The organism is Thiomicrorhabdus sp., assembly GCF_041583835.1.
Classification (GTDB): Bacteria; Pseudomonadota; Gammaproteobacteria; order Thiomicrospirales; family Thiomicrospiraceae; genus Thiomicrorhabdus.
Genome location: NZ_JBFHFC010000020.1, coordinates 24,614 through 45,543 on the forward strand (window position 1 = coordinate 24,614; position 20,930 = coordinate 45,543).

Genomic DNA, 20,930 nt, shown 5'->3' on the forward strand with positions numbered 1-20,930 from the left:
TAAAGAGAAACTCAGGGCAATAAAAAAGGGAAACTCGTTTAAATCGAGTTTCCCTTTTTTTATATCGGGACGTTTAGTTTTTCGTGATCGTCTTTTGATCAGTCAAACATTTGATTGTACGTCTCGCCGATTTTATCCCATAGGGATTTTTTCTTGCTAGGCGGGGCAGCGATTTCAGCAGCCTTTTCTTCGGCTTCTTGTTGGATTTTCTGGTTAAATTCTTGCACCTTCTGAACATCGGCATAGTTCTGTTCCATGCCAAGAGCCGCGTAGCTTTCTTTCATCAATTCCAGAGCCTGAAGGTTAACGACCGTGCGAGGGTAATCCTCGATGATAACACGGCAACGGTTGGCCGCGGCAAGGTAAGCTTCCCTGGCATAGTAAAATTTGGCAACTTGCAGTTCGTGTCTGGCCATGCGGTTGCGGATGATGATCATACGCTGTTTGGCGTTTTCCGCATACTGGGTGTCAGGGAAGCGTTTCACCAACTCTTCGTAGTAACTAAAGGCGCGCGCGCTGGATTTCATATCGCGGTGAGCAGGGTCGGTGACGAACGGATCCAGCCAGCTTTTGACGATGGAATCCGCTGCTACGGCTCTCAGATAATAAGCGTAAGCCAAGCTTTTATGTTTTGGGTAGAGTTTAATGAACTCCTCTAATTCACGAATCGCCGATTCCGGCTCGCTGTACTTGTAATAAGCATAGGCCAGTTCCAAATAGGACTGTTCTGCGTAGCTGCCGTAAGGGAAATAGGCTTTCAGCTTTTCGTAGTATTGGATGGCCGTATCCCAGCTACCGTCTGCAAACGCTGTTGTGGCTTCAGTGTAAAATTCTTCAACGGTCATTTCCGAATCGGGTTTTTCAAGAAGGGAAGAACAACCTTGTAAAGAAAATGTTAGGGCTAGCGCAATGGATAACAGCGATTTTTTCATGTTTATTAGGTACAATACATAAATTGAATAAGATCAAAATTGTATCATAATTTAACCGCTTCACAGTATTTTAAGGTCTTCAATTGAGTACGCAAATATTAAACTCTCAAATCCCCCAATCTTGTATGGGACAGCGCTTGGATGTCGCGATTTCTCCTTTATTTTCCGACTATTCCAGAAGTCGCATCCAGCAGTGGATTAAAGAAGGCAAAGTAAGTGTAGACGGCGAGGTGTGGACTAAGCCGCGCCAAGCAGTTTTGGGCGGCGAAAAAGTTGAGCTGACCGCCGAACTGGAAGAAGAGACCTCATTAGAGGCTCAAGATATTCCGTTGGATATCGTTTACGAAGACGATGCGATCTTGGTGATTAATAAACCGGCCGGTCTGGTGGTTCATCCTGGAGCCGGTAATCCGGATCAAACCTTGATGAATGCGTTGTTATTCCACGATAAACGTTTGCGTGAAGTTCCGAGAGCGGGGATTGTGCATCGTTTGGATAAGGAAACTTCCGGTTTAATGGTTGTTGCCAAAACCGTACCGGCACAAACCCACTTGGTCGAACAGTTGCAGCGTCATGCGGTAGAACGTATCTATGATGCGGTTGTCGTAGGACGCATGATTTCCGGCGGTACGGTCGATAAACCGATCGGACGAAGCTCGCAGGATCGCAAGAAAATGGCGATTCGCTTGATGGGCGGTAAACATGCCGTCAGTCATTACCGTGTTTTGGAACACTTCAGAGAACATACCCGTGTACGCGTCAAGTTGGAAACCGGCCGTACTCATCAGATTCGCGTTCATATGGCCTCCATCGGTTTTCCGTTGGTGGGCGATCCGGTTTACGGCAAGCGTCTGCGAATTCCGAGACAAATGTTGGAAGAATTTGTCGAAACCCTGAGAGATTTCAAACGTCAGGCATTGCATGCGGGGGCACTGAGCCTGACGCACCCTGTAACCGGCAAAACCATGAAGTGGAAGGCCGATATGCCGGAAGACATGCTTAATCTGATCGATATGCTGCGTGACGATATGGATGAATTCGAATCCCAATATTCCGGTTACGACGAATTCGATTACGATTATGGCGTTGAAGTGGAGTGGGTAACCGATGACGATATCCCAGATTGAGAATCGGGATTCCGAGTTATCCGTTCTAATCGTCCTTTCTAACGTTTAAGGCCGTTTTTGGTGTCTATGTTTATCCATCCCGACTGGCCTGCTCCTAAACAAATTAAAGCGATGTGCACCACCCGAGAGGGTGGCGTCAGCCAACCTCCTTTCGATAGTTTCAATCTTGCTACTCACGTAAATGACGATCCGCTCTCGGTATTACAAAACCGTGAACTTTTACGGCAAAGCGCGGTTTTACCGTCTGCCCCTTTCTGGTTGGATCAACGGCATACGCAAGACATGGTCTGTTTGAATGATGTCGATTCCGAGTCTTGGCAGCCTATCGTGGCGGATGCCGCTTGGACGAACCAAAAGCAACAGGTGGCGGTGGTCATGACGGCCGACTGTTTACCGATTTTGGTTACGAATAAACAAGGCAGTTTGGTCGCGGCGATTCATGCCGGTTGGAAAGGGGCTGCAGAGGGAATTGTCACTAAGAGTATTGTGGCGTTGCCGGATCGACCCGAGAATTTATTGGTGTGGATCGGTCCCGCTATTCGCCAAAGTCATTTTGAGGTTGGAGAAGACGTATTCGAGGCTTTCCTCTCTTTAAAGGCGGAAAATGCCTCTTTTTTTCAGCCATTATCGGTTCAGTCCGAACTCAAATATCTGGCCGATTTGCCGGGTTTGGTGAAATCGGAGTTGCAGGATTTGGGTGTCCGGAACATCTACGACAGTGGGCTTTGTTCGTATGAAAACGAAGCGCAGTTTTATTCTTATCGTCGTGACGGCCAAACAGGTCGAATGGCCTCTCTAATCTGGATAACGGACTGAATCCGAAGATCCGATCCCGTTACAGTCCTTTACCCGTTTTCAATAAATAGTCGGCGCGTTCGACATCTTCGGGCAGGCCGGAGATGACCAGTCTATCTTCGGCACGGATGCGAGTATTGACGTCTGGATTTTCACCTCTGACATGCCCGCGGGTAATCGCATCGATTTTGACGTTTAACTCATCGAACGGCAGTTGTTTAATCGTTTTTCCTACCGCATAGTCCCGGTCAACAATAAGCACCGTATGAATTACCCGGTTCATGATTTGATGTTCGTCCGAAGGGTAGTCGTACTGACCCGGATAGAATTTTTCCAACAGTTTATAGCGGTTCTTTCTAACCTCGCGAGTCTCGCGCAGCACTTTGCTCGGAGGTTGGCCAACCATCAGCAGCAAGTGGGATGACAGCATGATGCTGGACTCGAACGTATCGGGTACCACTTCAGTCGCGCCGGCTTCAAGTAATTCGTTAAGGTGCGAGTCGTCAATGGTACGAACCAATACCGGAATATTGGGGTCGATACGGCGAATCGTGTTCAATATCTTAATTGACGCGTGGTAGTCGCTGAAAGTGATGATGACCGCCTTGGCTTTATCGATTCCGGCCGCGTGTAAAATCCGTTCTTTGGATGCATCGCCGTAATAGACGCGCTCACCGGCATTATGGGCTTCGTTGACGCGACGAATATCCATATCCAGCGCCACGAAGTTTTCCGGTGCTTTGTGCAAGAATCGGCTGACTGTTTGACCGACACGCCCAAACCCGCAGAGGATGATGTGGTTGGAAAGATAGACGTTGTCTTGTGCAATGGTGTTTTCGATATTGCTGTGATTTTGCGTGTAGCTGCCTTTGTGCAGAAAACGGGTGATCTTACCGTTGAACTTCACTAAAAACGGTGCCACGGCCATACTGATGACAGCGGCCGTTAAGAGAATGTTTCCTTCCTCTTCAGGAAGTAGGCGATAAGTGAAGGCGATGGTCATCAGAACCAGTCCGAATTCACCTACTTGCGCCAGTGATATGGCCGTCCGCAAAGCCACGCCGGGTTCTTTGTTGAATATGCGTGCGACGCCATAGATGATCATGCCTTTGACACTGATAATCGCAATCGTCACGGCGATGATCGCCCAAAAATGTTCGATCAAACGTTCAACGGAAATAAGCATACCGACGGTAACGAAGAATAGACCTAGCAAGATGTCTTGAAAAGGGCGGATGTCGGATTCGATCTGGTGGCGAAATTCGGTTTCTCCAAGCATCATACCGGCCAGGAAAGCACCTAAGGTCATGGAAAGCCCCATCTCTTCGGTTAGTGCCGCCGAACTCAAAGCAACCAAGAGTACGGTCAGGGTAAACAATTCCGAAGATTTGGCGCTGGCAACTTCATGAAACAGCGGGCGTAATAAATAACGGCCGACGGCATGCATGACAACAACAATTAAAATCCCTTTTACAAAGGCGGTGACAAGCGAGATGGTCAACGCGTTCTCACTTCCGCCGCTCATCGCTAATGCCGGAATCAGGATCAAGAGCGGAATCGCCATGATGTCCTGGAAAATCAATATCCCGACCGCCGAACGGCCGTGACGCGATTGGATTTCAGCCTGTTCGGTCAGCTGCTTAATGACGATGGCGGTGGATGAAAGCGCAAAGGCGCAGGCCACGACGATGTTGGTGTTTGTATCCAACCCGGCAACCCAACCGATCACGAATATCGTGAAACCGGTGAACAGAACTTGGGCGCTTCCCAGACCGAACACCAGTTTACGCATAGCCATCATTTGCGTCAGGGAGAATTCCAGGCCGATAGAGAACAGCAGGAAAACGATTCCGAGTTCGGCCAGCAACTTGATATTTTCTTCTTCTTGGATCCAGCCGAAACCGAATGGTCCGACGATGATACCGACGATAATATAGCTAAGAATCGGCGGAAAGTGTAAGCGACGCGAGAGCGAAACAGTGATGACCGCAATTCCTAAAAGTAAAACGATGTGTAGCAGCAGGTGGTCGTTCACAGGGGTCCTTGAATTTCTGTGTTAATAGCTTGTATTAGTTGGGGTTTTTAAGCTGGATTAGTGATATTTACTATAAAGTATTTTTACCCCCTAGAGTAGAGGGAAACCATAAAAAATCAGAGGTTTTGAAAACGCATCGACAAATCGATTGCCTGAATGTGTTTGGTGATCGCTCCGGTTGAGATGAAATCGACTTGAGTGGTCGCTAATCGATCCAGTTGATCGATTTCAACATTGCCGGAAACTTCCAGTTTGGCTCGGCCGCCAACCAGCTTAACCGCTTGATGCATCATCTCGAGAGTGAAGTTGTCGAGCATGATGATATCGGCACCGGCTTCGACGGCTTGCTGGACTTCATCCAAGTTTTCCGTTTCGACTTCAACCGTGATCTGAGGATGGTTGGTTTTTGCCGTGGTCACCGCATTAGCAATTCCTCCGGCCGCCATAATGTGATTTTCCTTAATCAGGATAGCGTCGAAGAGGCCGATGCGGTGATTCGTGCCGCCACCGCAGACGACGGCGTATTTTTGCGCCAGTCTTAAGCCCGGTAGGGTTTTGCGAGTGTCCAACAGTTTTGTATGGGTGTTTTTTAGTTTGGCGACATAACGCGCCGTTACCGTCGCCGTTGCCGATAAGGTTTGCAAAAAGTTTAAGGCGGTACGTTCGGCGGTTAAGATCGAGCGGGCGGAACCTTCTAATGTGCATAGCAGTTGGTCGGCTTCAACCGTTTCGCCTTCTTCGACTTTCCAGTTAACGACGATGGTTGGGTCGACTTGTTTGAATACTTCGTCAAACCACGGACGACCGCAAATCACCGCCGGTTCGCGGCTGATGATGTTTGCCACGGCACGATTACTCGCGGGAATCAGTTCTGCCGTCAGGTCGCCTTCGCGAATATCCTCGTTAAGGGCGGTTTGAACGGTTTCGGTCAGCTTGTGGAAGTAATCGATGTTATGCATAAGTCGTCTGTAAAATTTTAGGAGTATTGAAAATCGGATAATTTTTGTATTATACCTCAACGCGACGGGATGATAGTCCTAAGCTTTTACGAGTTTAAGGGAGAGTTGAGTGTATCGAGTGGATGAAAAATCGGGTCTGTGCAAACAGGCTGAATTTATTGAAAGTCCGAATTACGACGAGCGTCCCGAGGGAGCCCGTCCCGAGCTAATCGTGATTCACGGCATCAGTCTGCCGCCCAAACAATTCGGCGGCGAGGCGATTACCCAACTCTTCACCAATACCCTCAATCCGGCGGACGATCCTTATTTTTCCGGTATTCAGAACTTGAAAGTGTCCGCGCATGCCTTAATTCGCCGTAACGGCCATCTGATCCAGTATGTGCCATTCCATTGTCGTGCTTGGCATGCCGGTCTTTCCGCGTTTGACGGTCGGGAACGTTGTAATGATTTCTCAATCGGCATTGAGTTGGAAGGCACCGATGAAACCTGTTACACAGCGACGCAATATCATGTCTTGGCGGATTTAATCAAAGGTTTGTGGAAAGCCTATCCCGAACTGAAATCCAATCCCGTTGTCGGTCACAGTGACATTGCACCGGGCAGGAAAACCGATCCGGGTGCGTATTTTCAGTGGGCTTCTTTAGAGCGAATGTTGGAAATGTCAGCACTCGAGGCCTAGAATTATATGAGCCATACGTTTTAAATGGCTTTTAAGATTTGATGGGATTAAGCGATCCAACCGGTTTTAGGCGGCTTTTTAGGCGGTTCTTCCTTGGGCGAGAACTTCATGCAGGGCTCTCCCGAACTTTCCAGTACGACTTGGCTCGGCAACCGTTTGGTTTTGAAGCCGAACGCTTTGCAACCGCGGGGCTGGTTTGCATCCCAGGTAATGTAAAAGTGACGGCACTTAAAGCAATCGACCGAATTAGTATTTTTCATAAAGCACTATAAAATTTAGTGAATTAACAATCAAAGAGGTTGTGCTATTATGCGCACTATTATTAATATGAGTTATAGCGCATAAGATTATTGATTGGTCTTATGGTTTCAGCTACAGAATTCATTTTACTTTCATTTGATTTAAAAGGGTATAGACATGAGTAAAGTTGGCCTATTCTATGGAACGGATACAGGTAACACTGAGCGAGTTGCGGACATGATTATGGAAAAAATGGGTGCAGACCTAGTCGAAGTCCATGATATTGCATCAGCCAGTGCCGACGATTTTGCCAAGTACGATAAGATTATTTTAGGCCAACCAACTTGGTATTACGGTGAGTTACAAAGTAGTTGGGACGATTTCTGGGAAGATTTTAAAGGTATCGATTTCACCGGTAAAACCGTTGCTTGTTTCGGTTTGGGAGATCAGGCGGATTACGCTGAATACTTCCTGGATGCGATGGGATTGATGCATGACGTTGCCGTTGAGAACGGTGCGATTCCTGCCGGTTATACCTCTACGGACGGTTTCGAGTTTGACGAGTCGAAAGCGGTTACGGAAGACGGCGAGTTTTTTGTCGGTTTGGGTATCGATGAAGACCAGCAGCCTGAATTGACCGAGCAGCGTGTAGCTGACTGGGTTGAGCAAGTTAAGGAAGAGTTCGAACTTTAAGCCTATACTTGTACGCGTTTAAATAAACGCCTTTGAAAAAAAACCGCCTCAATGGCGGTTTTTTTATGTCTGCTTAAAAAGGTTGACCGGGCTAGGTTAAGCGGCGTTTTAACGAGCCCTCTGTTAACGCAAACTGATTGACGGCCAGCCTTTTTGTTGTGCAATCGTTTTCAAAGTGTCGTCGGCATCGACGATAACCGGGTGATCCACAATTTCAAGCAACGGCAGGTCGTTGTGAGAATCCGAATAGAAGTAACTGCCTTCCAAAGTTTCGTTTTCTTGTTGAAGCCATTCGTTCAATCGGGTGACTTTGCCTTTTTGAAAGGTCGGGATGCCCGCCACTTCACCGGTATATCGGTCGTCGACGATTTCACCTTCCGTGCCCAATAATTCGGTAATGCCGTAACGAACGCCGATAGGGCGGGTAACGAAAGTGTTGGTGGCGGTAATAATGATAACGCGGTCGCCTTTGGCTTTGTGTTCGTCCACCAGAGCTTGGGCTTTAGGCAAAATGATCGGTTCGATGAAGGTTTCCATAAACTGGTCATGCCACTTCGCCAGCGTTTCCATGCTTTGTTCGCTTAGCGGTTTAAGTGCAAAACGCTGGTAAGCCATAATGTCGAGCGAACCGCTTTTGTAGTCTTCGTAAAAACGGTCGTTCTGTTTGGCAAAATCTTCACCGTCGACATAACCGTTTTCAACCAAAAACGCCCCCCACAGGTAATCGCTGTCACCTGCAATTAGGGTGTTGTCCAAGTCAAAAATCGCTAATGCCATGTCGTTTACATCCGAATATTAAATTGAGGCACAATCCTAAACGATTGAGTGCCTTGCGACAAGTATCGCCGGGTTAAATTTGTTTTCCGCAGACTATATGGGCAGAATCAGAAATTTAAGATTGAAAAATAAACAAAATTCAGGCAATAATAAAGGATATTTGTATAAAAAGATTTTAAGGTTTTTTGTGATAGATGAAGATGGGTATCGGCCGAATGTCGGTATTATTATTGTAAATAAGGAAGGTAAGCTTTTTTGGGGGAAGCGCATTCAACAAGATGCGTGGCAGTTTCCTCAAGGCGGAATCCGAGAAAACGAAACTCCCCAGCAGGCCGTATTCAGAGAGCTAAGAGAAGAGGTTGGTCTGGAGCCTTCGGACGTTCGGGTGCTTGGTCGTACTCAGGATTGGCTGACATATGACTTACCTAAACACCTCATTCGCCACTACAGTCAACCTGTTTGCATCGGTCAGAAGCAGATTTGGTTCATGCTGGGTTTGGAGGGTGATGTTGAAAGAATTAACTTGAGTCTGCACGAAAGTCCGGAGTTTGAAGATTGGACTTGGGTGGATTACTGGCGACCCGTTCAAGAAGTGGTCTCTTTTAAGCAGGCGGTTTATCATCAGGCATTAACCGAACTTGAAGAAACGCTGGAGAAATTCTGGTTGCCAAGATGACGTTTTAGCGAGTTTGGTTCTTCGATACAGATTTATATATAAAGCCCCTTTAGGGGTTTTTTTATACCTAAATAGTCGCATTTTTTTTGGGCGTAATTGCAATTGTTTCAAATGTTTAGCTTGTCGAACGCGTCTGAACAGGCCGGTTGAGGCCGCTTTATATGCAAATATGCCATAAAAAATGTTATTATGCTTCGAATTTATTGAACCCACGGTTTGGTATTTGAGCCTTATATAAAGCGGTTTGAAGTCTTTTAATAAGACGGAAAATGTTCGATTTCGGTCGCGTTTTATATAAGCCAATCGGATCGCGGGTTCAGCGTCTTGGAATACTAAGTAGCTGGAACCCTAGACGTTTAATTTTTGTTGGCGGTACGGATATGACCTATTTGTACTGACTTTTCTTCAGGCATACCCAGCTCCTGAAGGTTAAATGATCCAACCCATGAGGTACGCACATCATGAGCGAAAATTTTGTAGACCAAGATCCACTAGAAACACAAGAGTGGATCGATGCGTTAGAAGCCGTCGTCGATTTTGAAGGCACGGACAAAGCGCAACACATTATCGCAACTCTAATCGAAAAAGCCCGTGTTCACGGCATCGACATTCCTTATTCGGCAAACACGCCTTATATCAATACCATTTCTGAAGAAGAACAAGTCAACTATCCGGGCGATATGGGACTCGAGCAGAAATTACGCGCTATTTTGCGCTGGAATGCGATGGCAACCGTGTCGGGTGCAAACAAAAATACCAGTGTGGGTGGTCACATCGCCTCTTATGCTTCTAGTTGTACCTTGTACGAAGTGGGGATGAACCACTTCTTTAAAGGTCCTAAGCACGAGCAGGGTGCCGACATGGTTTTCTTCCAGGGGCACACCGCTCCGGGGATGTATGCGCGTTCATTCGTGGAAGGTCGTTTAACCGAAGAACAATTAAGAAATTATCGTCAGGAAGTAGACGGCAACGGTCTGTCTTCTTATCCACATCCGTGGTTGATGAACGATTACTGGCAGTTCCCGACGGTATCGATGGGTCTTGGGCCGCTTATGGCAATCTACCAGGCTCGTTTCATGAAATATATGGAAGCGCGCGGTTTGGCGCAAACCGCCGGACGTAAAGTTTGGGCTTTCCTGGGTGACGGTGAGATGGACGAACCGGAATCTCGTGGTGCGATCCAGTTGGCTAAACGCGAAAAGCTGGATAACCTGATTTTCGTCATCAACTGTAACTTGCAACGTCTTGACGGTCCGGTTCGTGGTAACGACAGTATCATCGACGAGTTGGAAGGAGTTTTCCGTGGTGCGGGTTGGTCTGTCACCAAAGTTATTTGGGGTTCCGGTTGGGATCGCCTGTTGGCAAAAGACAAAACCGGTAAGCTGATCGAGCGTATGGGCGAAGTTGTGGACGGTGAATACCAGTCCTATAAAGCGAAAGACGGTGCTTTCGTACGTAAGCACTTCTTCGGCAAGTACCCTGAAACCGCTGCGTTGGTCGAAGATATGACCGACGACGAAATCTTCAAGCTAAGCCGAGGCGGACACTCTCCACGTAAGATTTACAACGCCTACAAGCGTGCGACCGAGACCGTTGGTAAGCCGACAGTCATCCTGGCTAAGACCGTTAAAGGTTATGGTATGGGTGCTTATGGTGAAGCGGCTAACACGGCTCACCAGCAGAAGAAGCTGGACGTTGAAGGTTATAAATATTTCCGTGACCGTTTCTCGATTCCGATTTCCGATGACGAATTGGAAAAAGGGCCGGTTCCTTTCTACCGTCCGGATGAAGATTCGGATGTGATGAAGTACATGCGCGAGCGCCGTGAAGTTTTGGGTGGGTCTTTACCTGCACGTCACGATAACTCAGAACCGTTACCGGTTCCGGCATTGGATACGTTCAAAATGCTGACCGACGGTACTGGTGAGCGTGAAATGTCGACCACCATGGCATTCGTTCGAATCATCTCTATCTTATTACGTGACAAGACGCTTGGACCGCGTGTCGTGCCGATCATCCCTGATGAAGCGCGTACTTTCGGTATGGAAGGCCTGTTCCGTCAGGTCGGTATCTACGATCCGGCCGGACAGTTATACGAGCCGATGGATGCCGATCAGCTGATGTGGTACAAAGAATCCGCCAGCGGTCAGGTATTTGAAGAAGGTATCAACGAAGCCGGCGCCATGTCTAACTGGGTGGCTGCGGCAACCGCTTACGCCAACTACGGCGTGAGCATGATTCCGTTTTACATCTACTACTCCATGTTCGGTTTCCAACGTATCGGTGACTTGGCATGGGCGGCGGGTGACTCGCGTGCCCGCGGTTTCTTGATGGGTGGTACGGCAGGTCGTACGACTCTTGAAGGTGAAGGTCTTCAGCACCAGGACGGTCATAACTTGCTACAGTTCGACCACATTCCTAACTGTCAGTCTTACGATCCGACGTTCGCTTACGAAATGGCGGTTATCATTCGTGACGGTATTAAACGCATGTTCAATGAAAAAGAAGATGTGTTCTATTACATCACGGCGATGAACGAAAACTACTCGCATCCTGAGATGCCGGAAGGTTCTGAAGAGGGCATTCTGAAAGGATTGTATTCGTTCAAGAAATCGGAAGCCAAGCATAAGAATAAAGTTCAGCTGATGGGATCGGGAACAATCTTCCGCGAAGTCATCGCTGCGGCTGAAATGCTGGAAAATGAATGGGATGTCGCGGCCGATATCTGGGGTGCGCCAAGTTTCAACCTATTGCGTCGTGACGGTATCGAAACCACACGTTGGAATATGTTGAATCCGACGGAAGCCCCAAAACAGCCTTATGTCACTGAAACTCTTTCGGGTGCAGAAGGTCCGTTTATTGCGGCAACGGATTACATCCGTGACTATCCAGAGCGTATTCGCCAATACGTTCCTGGTGAATACTATGTATTGGGTACGGACGGCTTCGGTCGTTCCGATACTCGTGAACAACTGCGTAAGTTCTTTGAAGTGAATCGCTACTATGTGGTGGTACAGGCACTTAAAGCACTGGCTGATGCTGGTAGCATCAAAGCAGAAGTGGTTGCTCAAGCTATCGAGAAATATGGTATCGATAGCGGGAAACCGTATCCGATTCACGCTTAATGTCCGAAGCCGTTGTCTCATCGAGGAGACAGCGGCTTTTTTACACTGACTTTATTACAGACTAAGTCGACATTAAATCGGAAATATTCGGTAAATATCCGATACATAGAATTTACAAAGGAAGTTCGAACAATGGCTATACAGCAAATTACTATTCCTGATATCGGTGATTTTGATTCGGTTGAAATCATCGAAATCCTTGTGTCTGCGGGTGATACGGTCGCCGTAGACGATTCTCTTTTAACGTTGGAATCCGACAAAGCCACTATGGAGATTCCGTCTCCGGTAGCCGGTACGGTCACTAAAGTGGCGGTATCGATCGGTGATTCGGTTTCCGAAGGCGATTACGTTTTAGACATTGAAGTGTCCGGTGACTCGGCAGCACCTGCTCCGGCAGAAGAAAAGCCAGCTCCAGCGCCTGCACCGACTCCTGCGCCAGCGGTTGAAGCCGCTAAGCCTGAACCGGTTCCGCAAGCGGCGCCTCCGGTTCCGGTTGCTCCAATGGCTAACAAATTGGTTAATGCCCAATCTATGGGGGCGAAATCTCACGCCTCTCCATCCGTACGTTCGTTTGCACGTAAGTTGGGTGTGGACCTTTCGACTGTAAGCGGTACCGGACCTAAAGGCCGTATTCAGCAGAACGATGTCGAAGCGGCGATTAAAGCGGTTATGTCCGGTCAAAAAGCGGCGCCTGGTCAAGCAACCGGCGGTGCGGGCATTCCTCCGATTCCGGCTGTTGATTTCAGTCAGTTCGGTGAAATCGAAACCGAAGAGTTGGGTCGCATCAAGAAGATTTCCGGTAAGTTCCTGCACGCCAGCTGGTTGAACGTGCCTCACGTCACTCAGTTTGACGAGTGTGACATCACCGAGATGGATCAGTTCCGTAAAGATCAGAAAGCGGCCGCCGAGAAGCAGGGCATCAAGTTGACTCCGCTTGTTTTCGTCATGAAAGCCGTGGTCAAAGCATTGCAGGAATTCCCGAGCTTCAACGCTTCATTGTCTGAAGACGCTCAATCGATCATCAAGAAAGGCTACTACAACATCGGTATTGCGGTGGATACACCGAACGGTTTAATGGTGCCAGTGGTGAAAGACGTCGATAAGAAAGGAATTTACGAATTGTCGCGTGACTTGATGGAAATTTCCGCCAAAGCGCGTGACGGTAAGTTGGGGCCTAAGGACATGTCCGGCGGTACGTTCACGATTTCTAGCTTGGGCGGTATCGGGGGTACTCAGTTCACGCCGATCGTCAACGCGCCTGAAGTGGCGATCATGGGTCTGTCTAAAGCGAAAATGCAGCCGGTTTGGAACGGTTCGGAATTCGTACCACGTTTGATCATGCCGTTTAGCGTCTCTTATGACCATCGCGCGATCGACGGTGCCGAAGGTGTCCGTTTCACAACCGCGGTCGGCCAATACCTGTCTGACCTACGTCAATTGATTCTTTAATAGGAGTTTGGGATGAGCAAGATTGTAGACATCAAAATTCCTGATATCGGTGATTTCGCAGAAGTCGAAGTCATTGAAGTCTTAGTTGCCGCAGGTGAAGAGGTTGCACAGGACGATTCACTACTGACATTGGAATCCGACAAAGCGACCATGGAAATCCCGGCGCCTTTCGCCGGTAAATTGGTTTCTTTCACGGCCGAAGTGGGTGACAAGGTTTCCGAAGGTTCGATTATCGGTACCATGGAAATCGCAGACAGCGACACCGTTGCCGCCAACGTTGAAGAAAGCGTTGCTGCAACTGCGGCACCTGCTGAAGAAGCGAAAGCCGAACAGCCTGCACCGCAAGCCGTTTCAGCCGCCGATCTTCCACCTGCGGACATGCAGTGCGAAGTGTTGGTGCTTGGTTCCGGTCCTGGCGGATATACCGCCGCATTCCGTGCCGCCGACCTTGGCAAGAAAGTGGTCATGATCGAACGTTACGAGAACATCGGTGGTGTGTGTTTGAACGTGGGTTGTATCCCGTCTAAAGCGTTGTTGCACATGTCTGTCGTGTTGAACGAAACCCGTGAAATGGGTGCGCACGGTATCACGTTTGCCGAGCCTCAAATTGACACCAATAAAATGCGTGAATACAAAGATTCCGTTATCGGTAAATTGACCGGTGGTTTGGCAGGTCTTGCCAAGGCGCGTAAGGTTGAAGTCGTTCAGGGTTACGGCAAGTTCAGCTCCGCCAACACCGTGACGGTTGAAATGGCAGACGGTTCCACCAAAACTATTGCATTCGAAAACGCCATCATCGCGGCCGGTTCACGCGTTGTGAAACTGCCGTTTATTCCGCATGACGATCCTCGTGTAATGGATTCGACCGACGCATTGGAATTGGAAGAAGTTCCAAACCGTATGTTGGTCATCGGTGGCGGTATCATCGGTCTGGAAATGGCGCAGGTTTACGATTCACTGGGTGCGAACATCACCGTAGTTGAATTGGGCGACACCATTATTCCGGGTGCGGATAAAGATATCTCCAAGCCGTTGCTTAAGAAGATCAAAAAGAAATACGAAAACATTTACCTGAAATCGAAAGTGACTAACGTCGAAGCCAAAGAAGAAGGCTTGGTGGTCACGTTTGAAGGTAAAGATTGTCCTGAAACCGATACCTTCGACCGTATCTTGGTTGCGGTAGGCCGTGCGCCTAACGGTAAACTGATCGATGCCGAGAAAGCTGGTGTTGTCGTTAACGATTGGGGCTTCATCGAAGTCGACGAACGTCAGAAAACCAACGTTGATCACATCTACGCGATCGGTGACATCGTCGGTCAGCCAATGTTGGCGCACAAAGCGGTTCACGAAGGTAAAGTGGCGGCGGAAGTCATTTCCGGTATGCCGAGCGCCTTCACGCCAATGGGTATTCCTTCTGTGGCCTATACCGATCCTGAAGTGGCTTGGGCTGGTAAGACAGAAGACCAGCTTAAGGCGGAAGGTATCGAATACGAGAAGGGCGCTTTCCCATGGGCGGCTTCCGGACGTAGCTTGAGTTTGGGACGTGACGAAGGGATGACCAAAGCGTTGTTCTGTTCTGAAACCCATCGCCTGCTTGGTTGCGGTATCGTCGGTCCTAACGCCGGTGAACTAATTGCCGAAGCGATGCTGGCGATCGAAATGGGTGCGGACATGCAGGACATTGGCCTGACCATCCATCCACACCCAACGCTATCGGAAACCATCTGCTTCGCGGCTGAGATGGCAGAAGGAACCATTACGGATCTGATGCCTCCGAAGAAGAAAAAATAAACAGGCCTGTTTATTTTAGTTTTTGAAAAAAAACCCGTAAAAAGCGGGTTTTTTTATGCCTGAATAACAGAACTCTTCATTTCCTCTAAGTTAATTTTCTTAAGGAAGTAGTGGGATTGCTAGGCAAATAAAAATAATGAAAAGTCCCATTAAAACAAGTGATTAGAAACAATGTGGAACAGAGGTTTAGCTCCATTGTTTTTGAGTAAAATAGTGATCGTATCAAGGAAGGTATGAATTATGTATAAAAATAAAAAGATGAATAGCATTCGAATTAAAAGTTCGATTCCTACCGTGACATTAGCGGTTTCAATGATCGTTTTGTTAGGAGTCGCTTATTGGATGTTAAAAATGCAGGAGCATTCTATAAAGCTACAGGCGGATAAATTTATTCAGTCCATTTCATTGACGCTCAATGCGGATCGAGACCTTTATCAGGCGAAAGTAGCCGAGTTAAATTTATTGGCCAACTATGGCTCGGCAGAGAAAAATGAGGGTTCGCGGCTTGAGAATGCTCAACAGGTTTCTGATCGTTACGCCAAATATACGGAGCATATGAAAGATTATCCCGATGTATTGGCTAAATCGGATGGTTTTAAATCTGACTTTGAGGCCTGGAAAAATCAATCGGACAAACTGGTTGCCGCCATCGGTCAAGCGGATGAAGCGGCAATCATGGCGCTGCGTAAGGACGAAGATAAGAAATTTTCTGCATTACGAGACAATCTTGATGTAGCGGGTGAGGCCGCATTATTAAAGTCTGTTGAGATGCGTGAACAGCTCGAGAAACAACTTACTCAATTCAAAACGATTGCCATTGTCATATTGGGTTTGATTCTGCTTGGCGCTCTGTGGATTGGTTATTCCATTCCTAAAAACATTTCCAGACAGCTACAAAAAACCATCGACGCCGCAAATGCCATTGCAGCAGGTGATCTATCCAACACCATCGAAACGAATGCGACGGATGAGACAGGCCAGTTATTGAATTCGATGAAGCGCATGCAGGATACCATTCAATTGCTTTTGCACGATATGAACCGTATGTCCGAAGAACATGATGCCGGTGACATCGATGTTGTGGTAGACGAAAGTAAATTCCAAGGCGACTATAAAAAAATGGCTGCAGCGATCAATGCGATGGTCAGCGACCATATCAGCATGAATAAAAAATCCATGGCCGTATTCAAGTCTTTCGGCAATGGTGACTTTGATGCCGATATGGAGAAATTGCCGGGTAAAAAAGCCTTTATCAACGAAAGCATCGAGACGGTTCGAAGTAACCTCAAAGCCATTACCGACGATACCGATATGCTGATCCAGGCCGTGGCTGATGGCGAGCTTGATAAGTTGGCCAATTCCGATAAGTTCCAGGGTGACTGGAAACGAATGATTGAAGGCGTCAATCAGATTTTGGCCGGTATGGTGAAACCGCTCAATGAAGCCATTGGTGTGTTGGTGGAAATCGAGCAGGGGAATCTAACTAAGACGGTGGCCGGCGATTACAAAGGCCAACTGGGCGAGTTTAAACAAACGGTCAACAATACGGTTGCTAAACTGTCGAGTGTCATTAACCAGACAGTTGAAGCTTCGCAGATTGTTTCTCAGGGTGCACAAGAAGTTGCGCAGGGAGCCATGGATTTAAGTTCACGCGTACAGGAGCAGGCTGCGGCCATTGAGCAAACATCCGCCACCATGGAAGAAATCACGTCCAGCGTCCAGCACAATGCACAGCATGCCAAAGACGCTTCGGATGTGGTGCGTACGGTGCAACGTCAGTCCAATACCGGTTCCAAGGTAATGGGGCAAACCATCGAAGCCATGAATGCCATTCAGGAATCCAGTCATAAGATTTCCGACATTGTCACTTTGATTGACGGCATTGCTTTCCAAACTAACCTATTGGCGCTTAATGCCGCCGTTGAAGCCGCGCGAGCCGGTGAGCACGGACGTGGTTTTGCAGTGGTGGCCAGTGAAGTCCGTTCTTTGTCTCAAAAATCTGCCGATGCTGCCAGAGAAATTACAACCTTGATTTCTGAAAGTGTCGACCGTATCGATCAAGGAACGAAACTGGCATCCGAATCAAGTGAAGTGCTTTCTGCTATTAACAAGTCAATTGATGACGTTGTGGAAGTGGTAGAGCAGATCGAACTGGCATCCAGTCAACAGATGGAAGGAATCGAGCAGGTTCATAAAGCGGTCGGTCAAATTGATGGTGTAACACAACAAAATGCAGCTCTGATAGAAGAGACCGCCGCAGCCGCCGACAGCATGAGTGAGCAGGCCGAACGTCTGAATCGTGACATGGCTTTCTTCAAAATACAATCAGCCGAGACTGAAGTGAGACAGTTGCCGGTCTGAAGTCATTGAAATAAAAAAGTAATTGTAATAATTACTAGTTCTGTTATAACTAAAACCCGCGCCTAAGTCGCGGGTTTTTTTATACCTTAATTTTATGTCGTTGTATCCAGTACGGAATATTGGCTGAGGCGGCTATATGAACACTATTTTGACAGGTTGAATTGAATAAACGTGAAAACAGATTCTGCTCTACAGTTGAGTAGGGAATTTAATTTTCCCTGTATCCGAATATTCTTAAAGGAATAAGAATGTACGACTTCCGACATTTTCGAATAGGCAGAACGCTGCGGTTTATGTTCCTTTTAATAAGCCTCGTCTTTTCAGCTAACGCTTATGCACAAATCGAAAATACTGGTTGGAAGCTGTATAGCATTGATAAGTTTCAATCATTTGATCCTCATCAACCGGAGTCTCGATATAACCTGCAAGAAGTAGAAGGCATTTCTTTGGTTGGCGGACATTACCTTTATTCCGGCGAGGTGAGCATCGATCATGCCGACGATTATGTGATCGACTTCAAAAACACCTCCGCCATAGACCGCTTTTCCTTTTATATTTACGATCAACAAAACAAACTGATTGCCACCGCATCGGGTGGTATCGGCAGTACGGAACCCAATCCGTTTTTTCTTCGTCACGGTCGTCCTTTTCATCTAGAACCCGGGCAGTATAAGTTGCTAGCGGAAGTTTCTTCTCCTTACTTCATTGCCCAGCCGGTTCCTTACGTCAACACGCTCGCCAAATACCGGCAGGAGATCAAACTGGGTAATGCGATCGTGTTGATCGGCCTTGGTATCTTTCTCTCCATGGGGATTTATTACGGTGCGCTGTCTTTTGCCCGCTCGCGTAATACCGAGGTGCTTTACGCCATATTCATATTTTCAAATTTGATGTTTAATGCCGGCGCACATCAGGTTTTAGCCCAATTGTTTGATCTGCATAATTTTTATCTGATTTCCTTTCCCATCCTTATTTCCAATTTTGTGTATGTACTCTTTGTTATGAAACTTTTGGAAATACAGTCTGGTAAAAATAAGAAACTGTTCTTTATCGGCGTCGTGGCTCTTGTCGTATTGGCTGTATTTGCATTGTTTGGCATGTTGTCTCCGAATTGGGTCAATGAGATGGCGCGTTTCGGTGTATGGGTGTTCCTGCTATATGGGCTGATTGCGGGGGTTGCCCGATCATTTCAGGGGAGCGTTGCGGCACGTTTGTATCTGTTTGCTCTGATGGTGTTCATCGGGCTTGCCAGTATGGCCACACTGCCGACACAATTGAGTTCGGATACCATCTACGTCGAACACTATGGACTGGCCGCTATCGCGATGGAAGTTATCCTGCTCGCGTTGGTGCTGACTTATCAGGTCGGCGAACTTTACCGTGAACGCATGAAAATGCTGCTTCGTCTCGATCACAGTAAGAAATTGGCGCATACCGATGCCGTCACCCAAATTCCGAACCGTTACGCGCTGGAAGTCGAACTGACCTCAATCGGACCGGATTCCTCTTTAACCTACATCGATATGGACAACCTTAAGTTCTACAACGACCGTTACGGCCATGCAAAGGGTGACGAACTGCTGACGACGTTTGCCACATTGATGCAACAAGGTATGGATGAGGAAGGGTGTATTTACCGTGTGGGCGGTGACGAATTTGCGGTCATTTGCCGAGACGGTAATGAGAAAAAGGTGCAGGCGCTTATAAATAGGGTTGTTGATGAAATGAGAGAAGCCGGTTTTGAAAACGTCGGCGTCAGTGCTGGTGTGGCCTTTGTGCGTGAAGCGGAAAATACGTCGGAGTTGAAGCACCTGGCCGATATGCGAATGTACCAAAATAAAATGAAACGAAAAACAGAAAATCATCACATGGCCGATATGGAGAGATAACCATGTATTCACCGAAAAAAGGTTTGCTAGTACCGATATTTATCTTAACGATCGTACCGCTAATCGCTTCATGGTTTGCCTATGCCGACCACTTGCCACCGGGATTTGGCGTATTTCCTCCCTTGCAGATAACCGATCCGCCGACGCCCGGCTTCAATATCTGGGTATTTCTTGTATTGTTGGTCGTCGAGATTTTTCTGACCGCTTTTCTACTGTTTCCGCAAAAATTCGGTTTCAAACCCGTTCCGGCACCAGCACCTTATGACCGCAAGGCTTTGCCTTGGTGGTTTTGGTTGGGAGCGGCGGTCATGCTGGTTTTCTGGTATCTCATGTGGGCACGCCCGGAACCGTTAATGGAACTGGTTTATTTTGCCTTCACGCCGCTCTGGTGGGGATTTATTACCGTGATCGACGGGTTGGTGTATTCGAGAAGCGGCGGTTACTCGCTCATGAGCAAGAAACCGAAACTGTTTCTAATCACTATAGTCGTGTCGTTGTTCGCCTGGTACTACTTCGAGTATTTCGACTACTTCGCATTGGGCAATTGGTACTACCCGAATTCGGTGTTGATTCCGGAACTGTCACACACAACCGTCGTGATACTGTTTCTGGTTGCTTACACCACTGTCTGGCCTGCCGTGTTTGAGTGGTACACCTTGTTGCATACTTTCCCGAAACTGGCCGTCAAATACTCGGACGGACCTAAAATCAGCCTGCCGGGCTACCCGATGTTAATTATCGGCTTGGCACTGATGGCGATTATGGTGTTCTACCCATATCCATTCTTCTGGGCGCTTTGGATCGGTATCATGCTGGCCTTTGCCGGAGTATTGGTCATCATGAATATTCCGTCACCCATCAGTGAACTTGCAAAGGGGAACTGGAGCCCGATGATACTGATTGCTTTGTCTTCCTTGTTCAACGGCTTCTTTTGGGAAATGTGGAACTACGGCAGCGCCCACCCGACAGACCCGGTTTCAAATCCCAACTACTGGGTGTATGACGTGCCTTACGTGAATGTCATTCACATCTTCTCGGAAATGCCGCTGGAAGGCTACTTCGGTTACCTGGCGTTCGGCTTACTCGTATGGCTGATGTTCATATGGGCAGGAAAGGTGTTTGGCTTTGAGACCTACTTGCTGAAAGAAGGTGAGCGCAAGTATGACAGTGAGGTTTGAAAAAGTAGTTTACATGCTCACCTGGAAGTGAGCTGGAAAATAGGTTTGAATGAAATGCTTAAAATTAACCTGTTTATTGTGAGCGTGATATGCCTGAACTAAATTCTTCACATCTCTATGATGAAATCAGAACTTTTCGAAAGTTGTCGGGTTCTATTGGTGAGCTTTCCGTGAATGCATTTGAAGCTGTTTACGGCTCTGAGGATGCCGCCAATGCTAAAGGG

Annotated in this window: 16 protein-coding genes; 11 read left to right on the forward strand and 5 right to left on the reverse strand. The window is 47.7% G+C overall.

The features are described from left to right. Window positions 1–98: 98 nt before the first annotated feature. On the reverse strand, window positions 99–932 hold the full coding sequence (locus ABY044_RS09605; protein WP_373020224.1) for an outer membrane protein assembly factor BamD: 834 nt from the start codon (window positions 930–932) through the stop codon (window positions 99–101). Between the two features lie 83 nt (window positions 933–1,015). Here ABY044_RS09605 and rluD point away from each other — a divergent pair, with 83 nt between their 5' ends. After that, window positions 1,016–2,059, forward strand: coding sequence for a 23S rRNA pseudouridine(1911/1915/1917) synthase RluD (rluD, locus tag ABY044_RS09610; protein ID WP_373020226.1), 1,044 nt, complete (start codon window positions 1,016–1,018; stop codon window positions 2,057–2,059). 66 nt (window positions 2,060–2,125) lie between these two features. Next, on the forward strand, window positions 2,126–2,875 hold the full coding sequence (gene pgeF, locus ABY044_RS09615) for a peptidoglycan editing factor PgeF (protein WP_373020254.1): 750 nt from the start codon (window positions 2,126–2,128) through the stop codon (window positions 2,873–2,875). Between the two features lie 19 nt (window positions 2,876–2,894). On the opposite strand, the gene ABY044_RS09620 is transcribed toward pgeF, so the two are convergent. Further along, entirely contained in the window at window positions 2,895–4,889 is a 1,995-nt protein-coding gene (locus ABY044_RS09620; protein ID WP_373020228.1) for a monovalent cation:proton antiporter-2 (CPA2) family protein, read from the reverse strand. Window positions 4,890–5,005: 116 nt separating this feature from the next. Continuing rightward, a complete protein-coding gene (gene nadC, locus ABY044_RS09625; RefSeq protein WP_373020230.1) occupies window positions 5,006–5,848 on the reverse strand; it encodes a carboxylating nicotinate-nucleotide diphosphorylase in 843 nt (280 codons plus the stop codon). Between the two features lie 109 nt (window positions 5,849–5,957). Between nadC and ampD the strand changes: the two genes are divergently transcribed. Next, complete coding sequence (ampD, locus tag ABY044_RS09630; protein WP_373020232.1) at window positions 5,958–6,527, forward strand: 1,6-anhydro-N-acetylmuramyl-L-alanine amidase AmpD; 570 nt, start codon at window positions 5,958–5,960, stop codon at window positions 6,525–6,527. 47 nt (window positions 6,528–6,574) lie between these two features. Here the strand turns inward: ampD and ABY044_RS09635 are convergent, their stop codons facing one another. Next, on the reverse strand, window positions 6,575–6,787 hold the full coding sequence (locus ABY044_RS09635) for a uracil-DNA glycosylase (protein ID WP_373020234.1): 213 nt from the start codon (window positions 6,785–6,787) through the stop codon (window positions 6,575–6,577). 157 nt (window positions 6,788–6,944) lie between these two features. On the opposite strand from ABY044_RS09635, the gene ABY044_RS09640 reads away from it, so the two are divergent. Further along, window positions 6,945–7,460 carry a flavodoxin gene (locus ABY044_RS09640; protein ID WP_373020236.1) on the forward strand — a complete coding sequence of 172 codons (516 nt, stop codon included), beginning with the start codon at window positions 6,945–6,947 and terminating at the stop codon, window positions 7,458–7,460. Between the two features lie 123 nt (window positions 7,461–7,583). Here the strand turns inward: ABY044_RS09640 and ABY044_RS09645 are convergent, their stop codons facing one another. Further along, the gene (locus ABY044_RS09645; protein WP_373020238.1) at window positions 7,584–8,237 is read right to left on the reverse strand and encodes an HAD family hydrolase; all 654 of its coding nucleotides are present in this window, start codon (window positions 8,235–8,237) and stop codon (window positions 7,584–7,586) included. Between the two features lie 187 nt (window positions 8,238–8,424). On the opposite strand from ABY044_RS09645, the gene ABY044_RS09650 reads away from it, so the two are divergent. The 7 genes from ABY044_RS09650 to ABY044_RS09680 all read left to right on the forward strand — a co-directional run bounded on the left by ABY044_RS09650 (window position 8,425) and on the right by ABY044_RS09680 (window position 20,706). Continuing rightward, on the forward strand, window positions 8,425–8,913 hold the full coding sequence (locus ABY044_RS09650; protein WP_373020240.1) for an RNA pyrophosphohydrolase: 489 nt from the start codon (window positions 8,425–8,427) through the stop codon (window positions 8,911–8,913). Window positions 8,914–9,374: 461 nt separating this feature from the next. Then, window positions 9,375–12,038, forward strand: a complete 2,664-nt coding sequence (aceE, locus tag ABY044_RS09655; protein WP_373020242.1) for a pyruvate dehydrogenase (acetyl-transferring), homodimeric type — start codon at window positions 9,375–9,377, stop codon at window positions 12,036–12,038. A 12-nt stretch (window positions 12,039–12,050) separates the two neighbouring features. Continuing rightward, on the forward strand, window positions 12,051–13,487 hold the full coding sequence (aceF, locus tag ABY044_RS09660) for a dihydrolipoyllysine-residue acetyltransferase (protein ID WP_373020244.1): 1,437 nt from the start codon (window positions 12,051–12,053) through the stop codon (window positions 13,485–13,487). Between the two features lie 12 nt (window positions 13,488–13,499). Next, window positions 13,500–15,278 carry a dihydrolipoyl dehydrogenase gene (gene lpdA, locus ABY044_RS09665; protein WP_373020246.1) on the forward strand — a complete coding sequence of 593 codons (1,779 nt, stop codon included), beginning with the start codon at window positions 13,500–13,502 and terminating at the stop codon, window positions 15,276–15,278. Between the two features lie 240 nt (window positions 15,279–15,518). Then, the gene (locus ABY044_RS09670; protein ID WP_373020247.1) at window positions 15,519–17,639 is read left to right on the forward strand and encodes a methyl-accepting chemotaxis protein; all 2,121 of its coding nucleotides are present in this window, start codon (window positions 15,519–15,521) and stop codon (window positions 17,637–17,639) included. A 293-nt stretch (window positions 17,640–17,932) separates the two neighbouring features. After that, entirely contained in the window at window positions 17,933–19,528 is a 1,596-nt protein-coding gene (locus tag ABY044_RS09675; protein WP_373020248.1) for a diguanylate cyclase domain-containing protein, read from the forward strand. A 2-nt stretch (window positions 19,529–19,530) separates the two neighbouring features. Then, window positions 19,531–20,706: a hypothetical protein gene (locus ABY044_RS09680; RefSeq protein ID WP_373020250.1), complete on the forward strand. Its 1,176-nt coding sequence runs from the start codon at window positions 19,531–19,533 to the stop codon at window positions 20,704–20,706. Window positions 20,707–20,930 lie beyond the last annotated feature (224 nt).

Coding starts and splice junctions, on each gene's coding strand:
- ABY044_RS09605 (WP_373020224.1), bottom strand. CDS start 932: ATGAAAAAATCGCTGTTATCCATTGCGCTAGCCCTAACATTTTCTTTA.
- pgeF (WP_373020254.1), top strand. CDS start 2,126: ATGTTTATCCATCCCGACTGGCCTGCTCCTAAACAAATTAAAGCGATG.
- nadC (WP_373020230.1), bottom strand. CDS start 5,848: ATGCATAACATCGATTACTTCCACAAGCTGACCGAAACCGTTCAAACC.
- ABY044_RS09635 (WP_373020234.1), bottom strand. CDS start 6,787: ATGAAAAATACTAATTCGGTCGATTGCTTTAAGTGCCGTCACTTTTAC.
- ABY044_RS09640 (WP_373020236.1), top strand. CDS start 6,945: ATGAGTAAAGTTGGCCTATTCTATGGAACGGATACAGGTAACACTGAG.
- ABY044_RS09645 (WP_373020238.1), bottom strand. CDS start 8,237: ATGGCATTAGCGATTTTTGACTTGGACAACACCCTAATTGCAGGTGAC.
- aceE (WP_373020242.1), top strand. CDS start 9,375: ATGAGCGAAAATTTTGTAGACCAAGATCCACTAGAAACACAAGAGTGG.
- lpdA (WP_373020246.1), top strand. CDS start 13,500: ATGAGCAAGATTGTAGACATCAAAATTCCTGATATCGGTGATTTCGCA.
- ABY044_RS09670 (WP_373020247.1), top strand. CDS start 15,519: ATGTATAAAAATAAAAAGATGAATAGCATTCGAATTAAAAGTTCGATT.
- ABY044_RS09675 (WP_373020248.1), top strand. CDS start 17,933: ATGTTCCTTTTAATAAGCCTCGTCTTTTCAGCTAACGCTTATGCACAA.
- ABY044_RS09680 (WP_373020250.1), top strand. CDS start 19,531: ATGTATTCACCGAAAAAAGGTTTGCTAGTACCGATATTTATCTTAACG.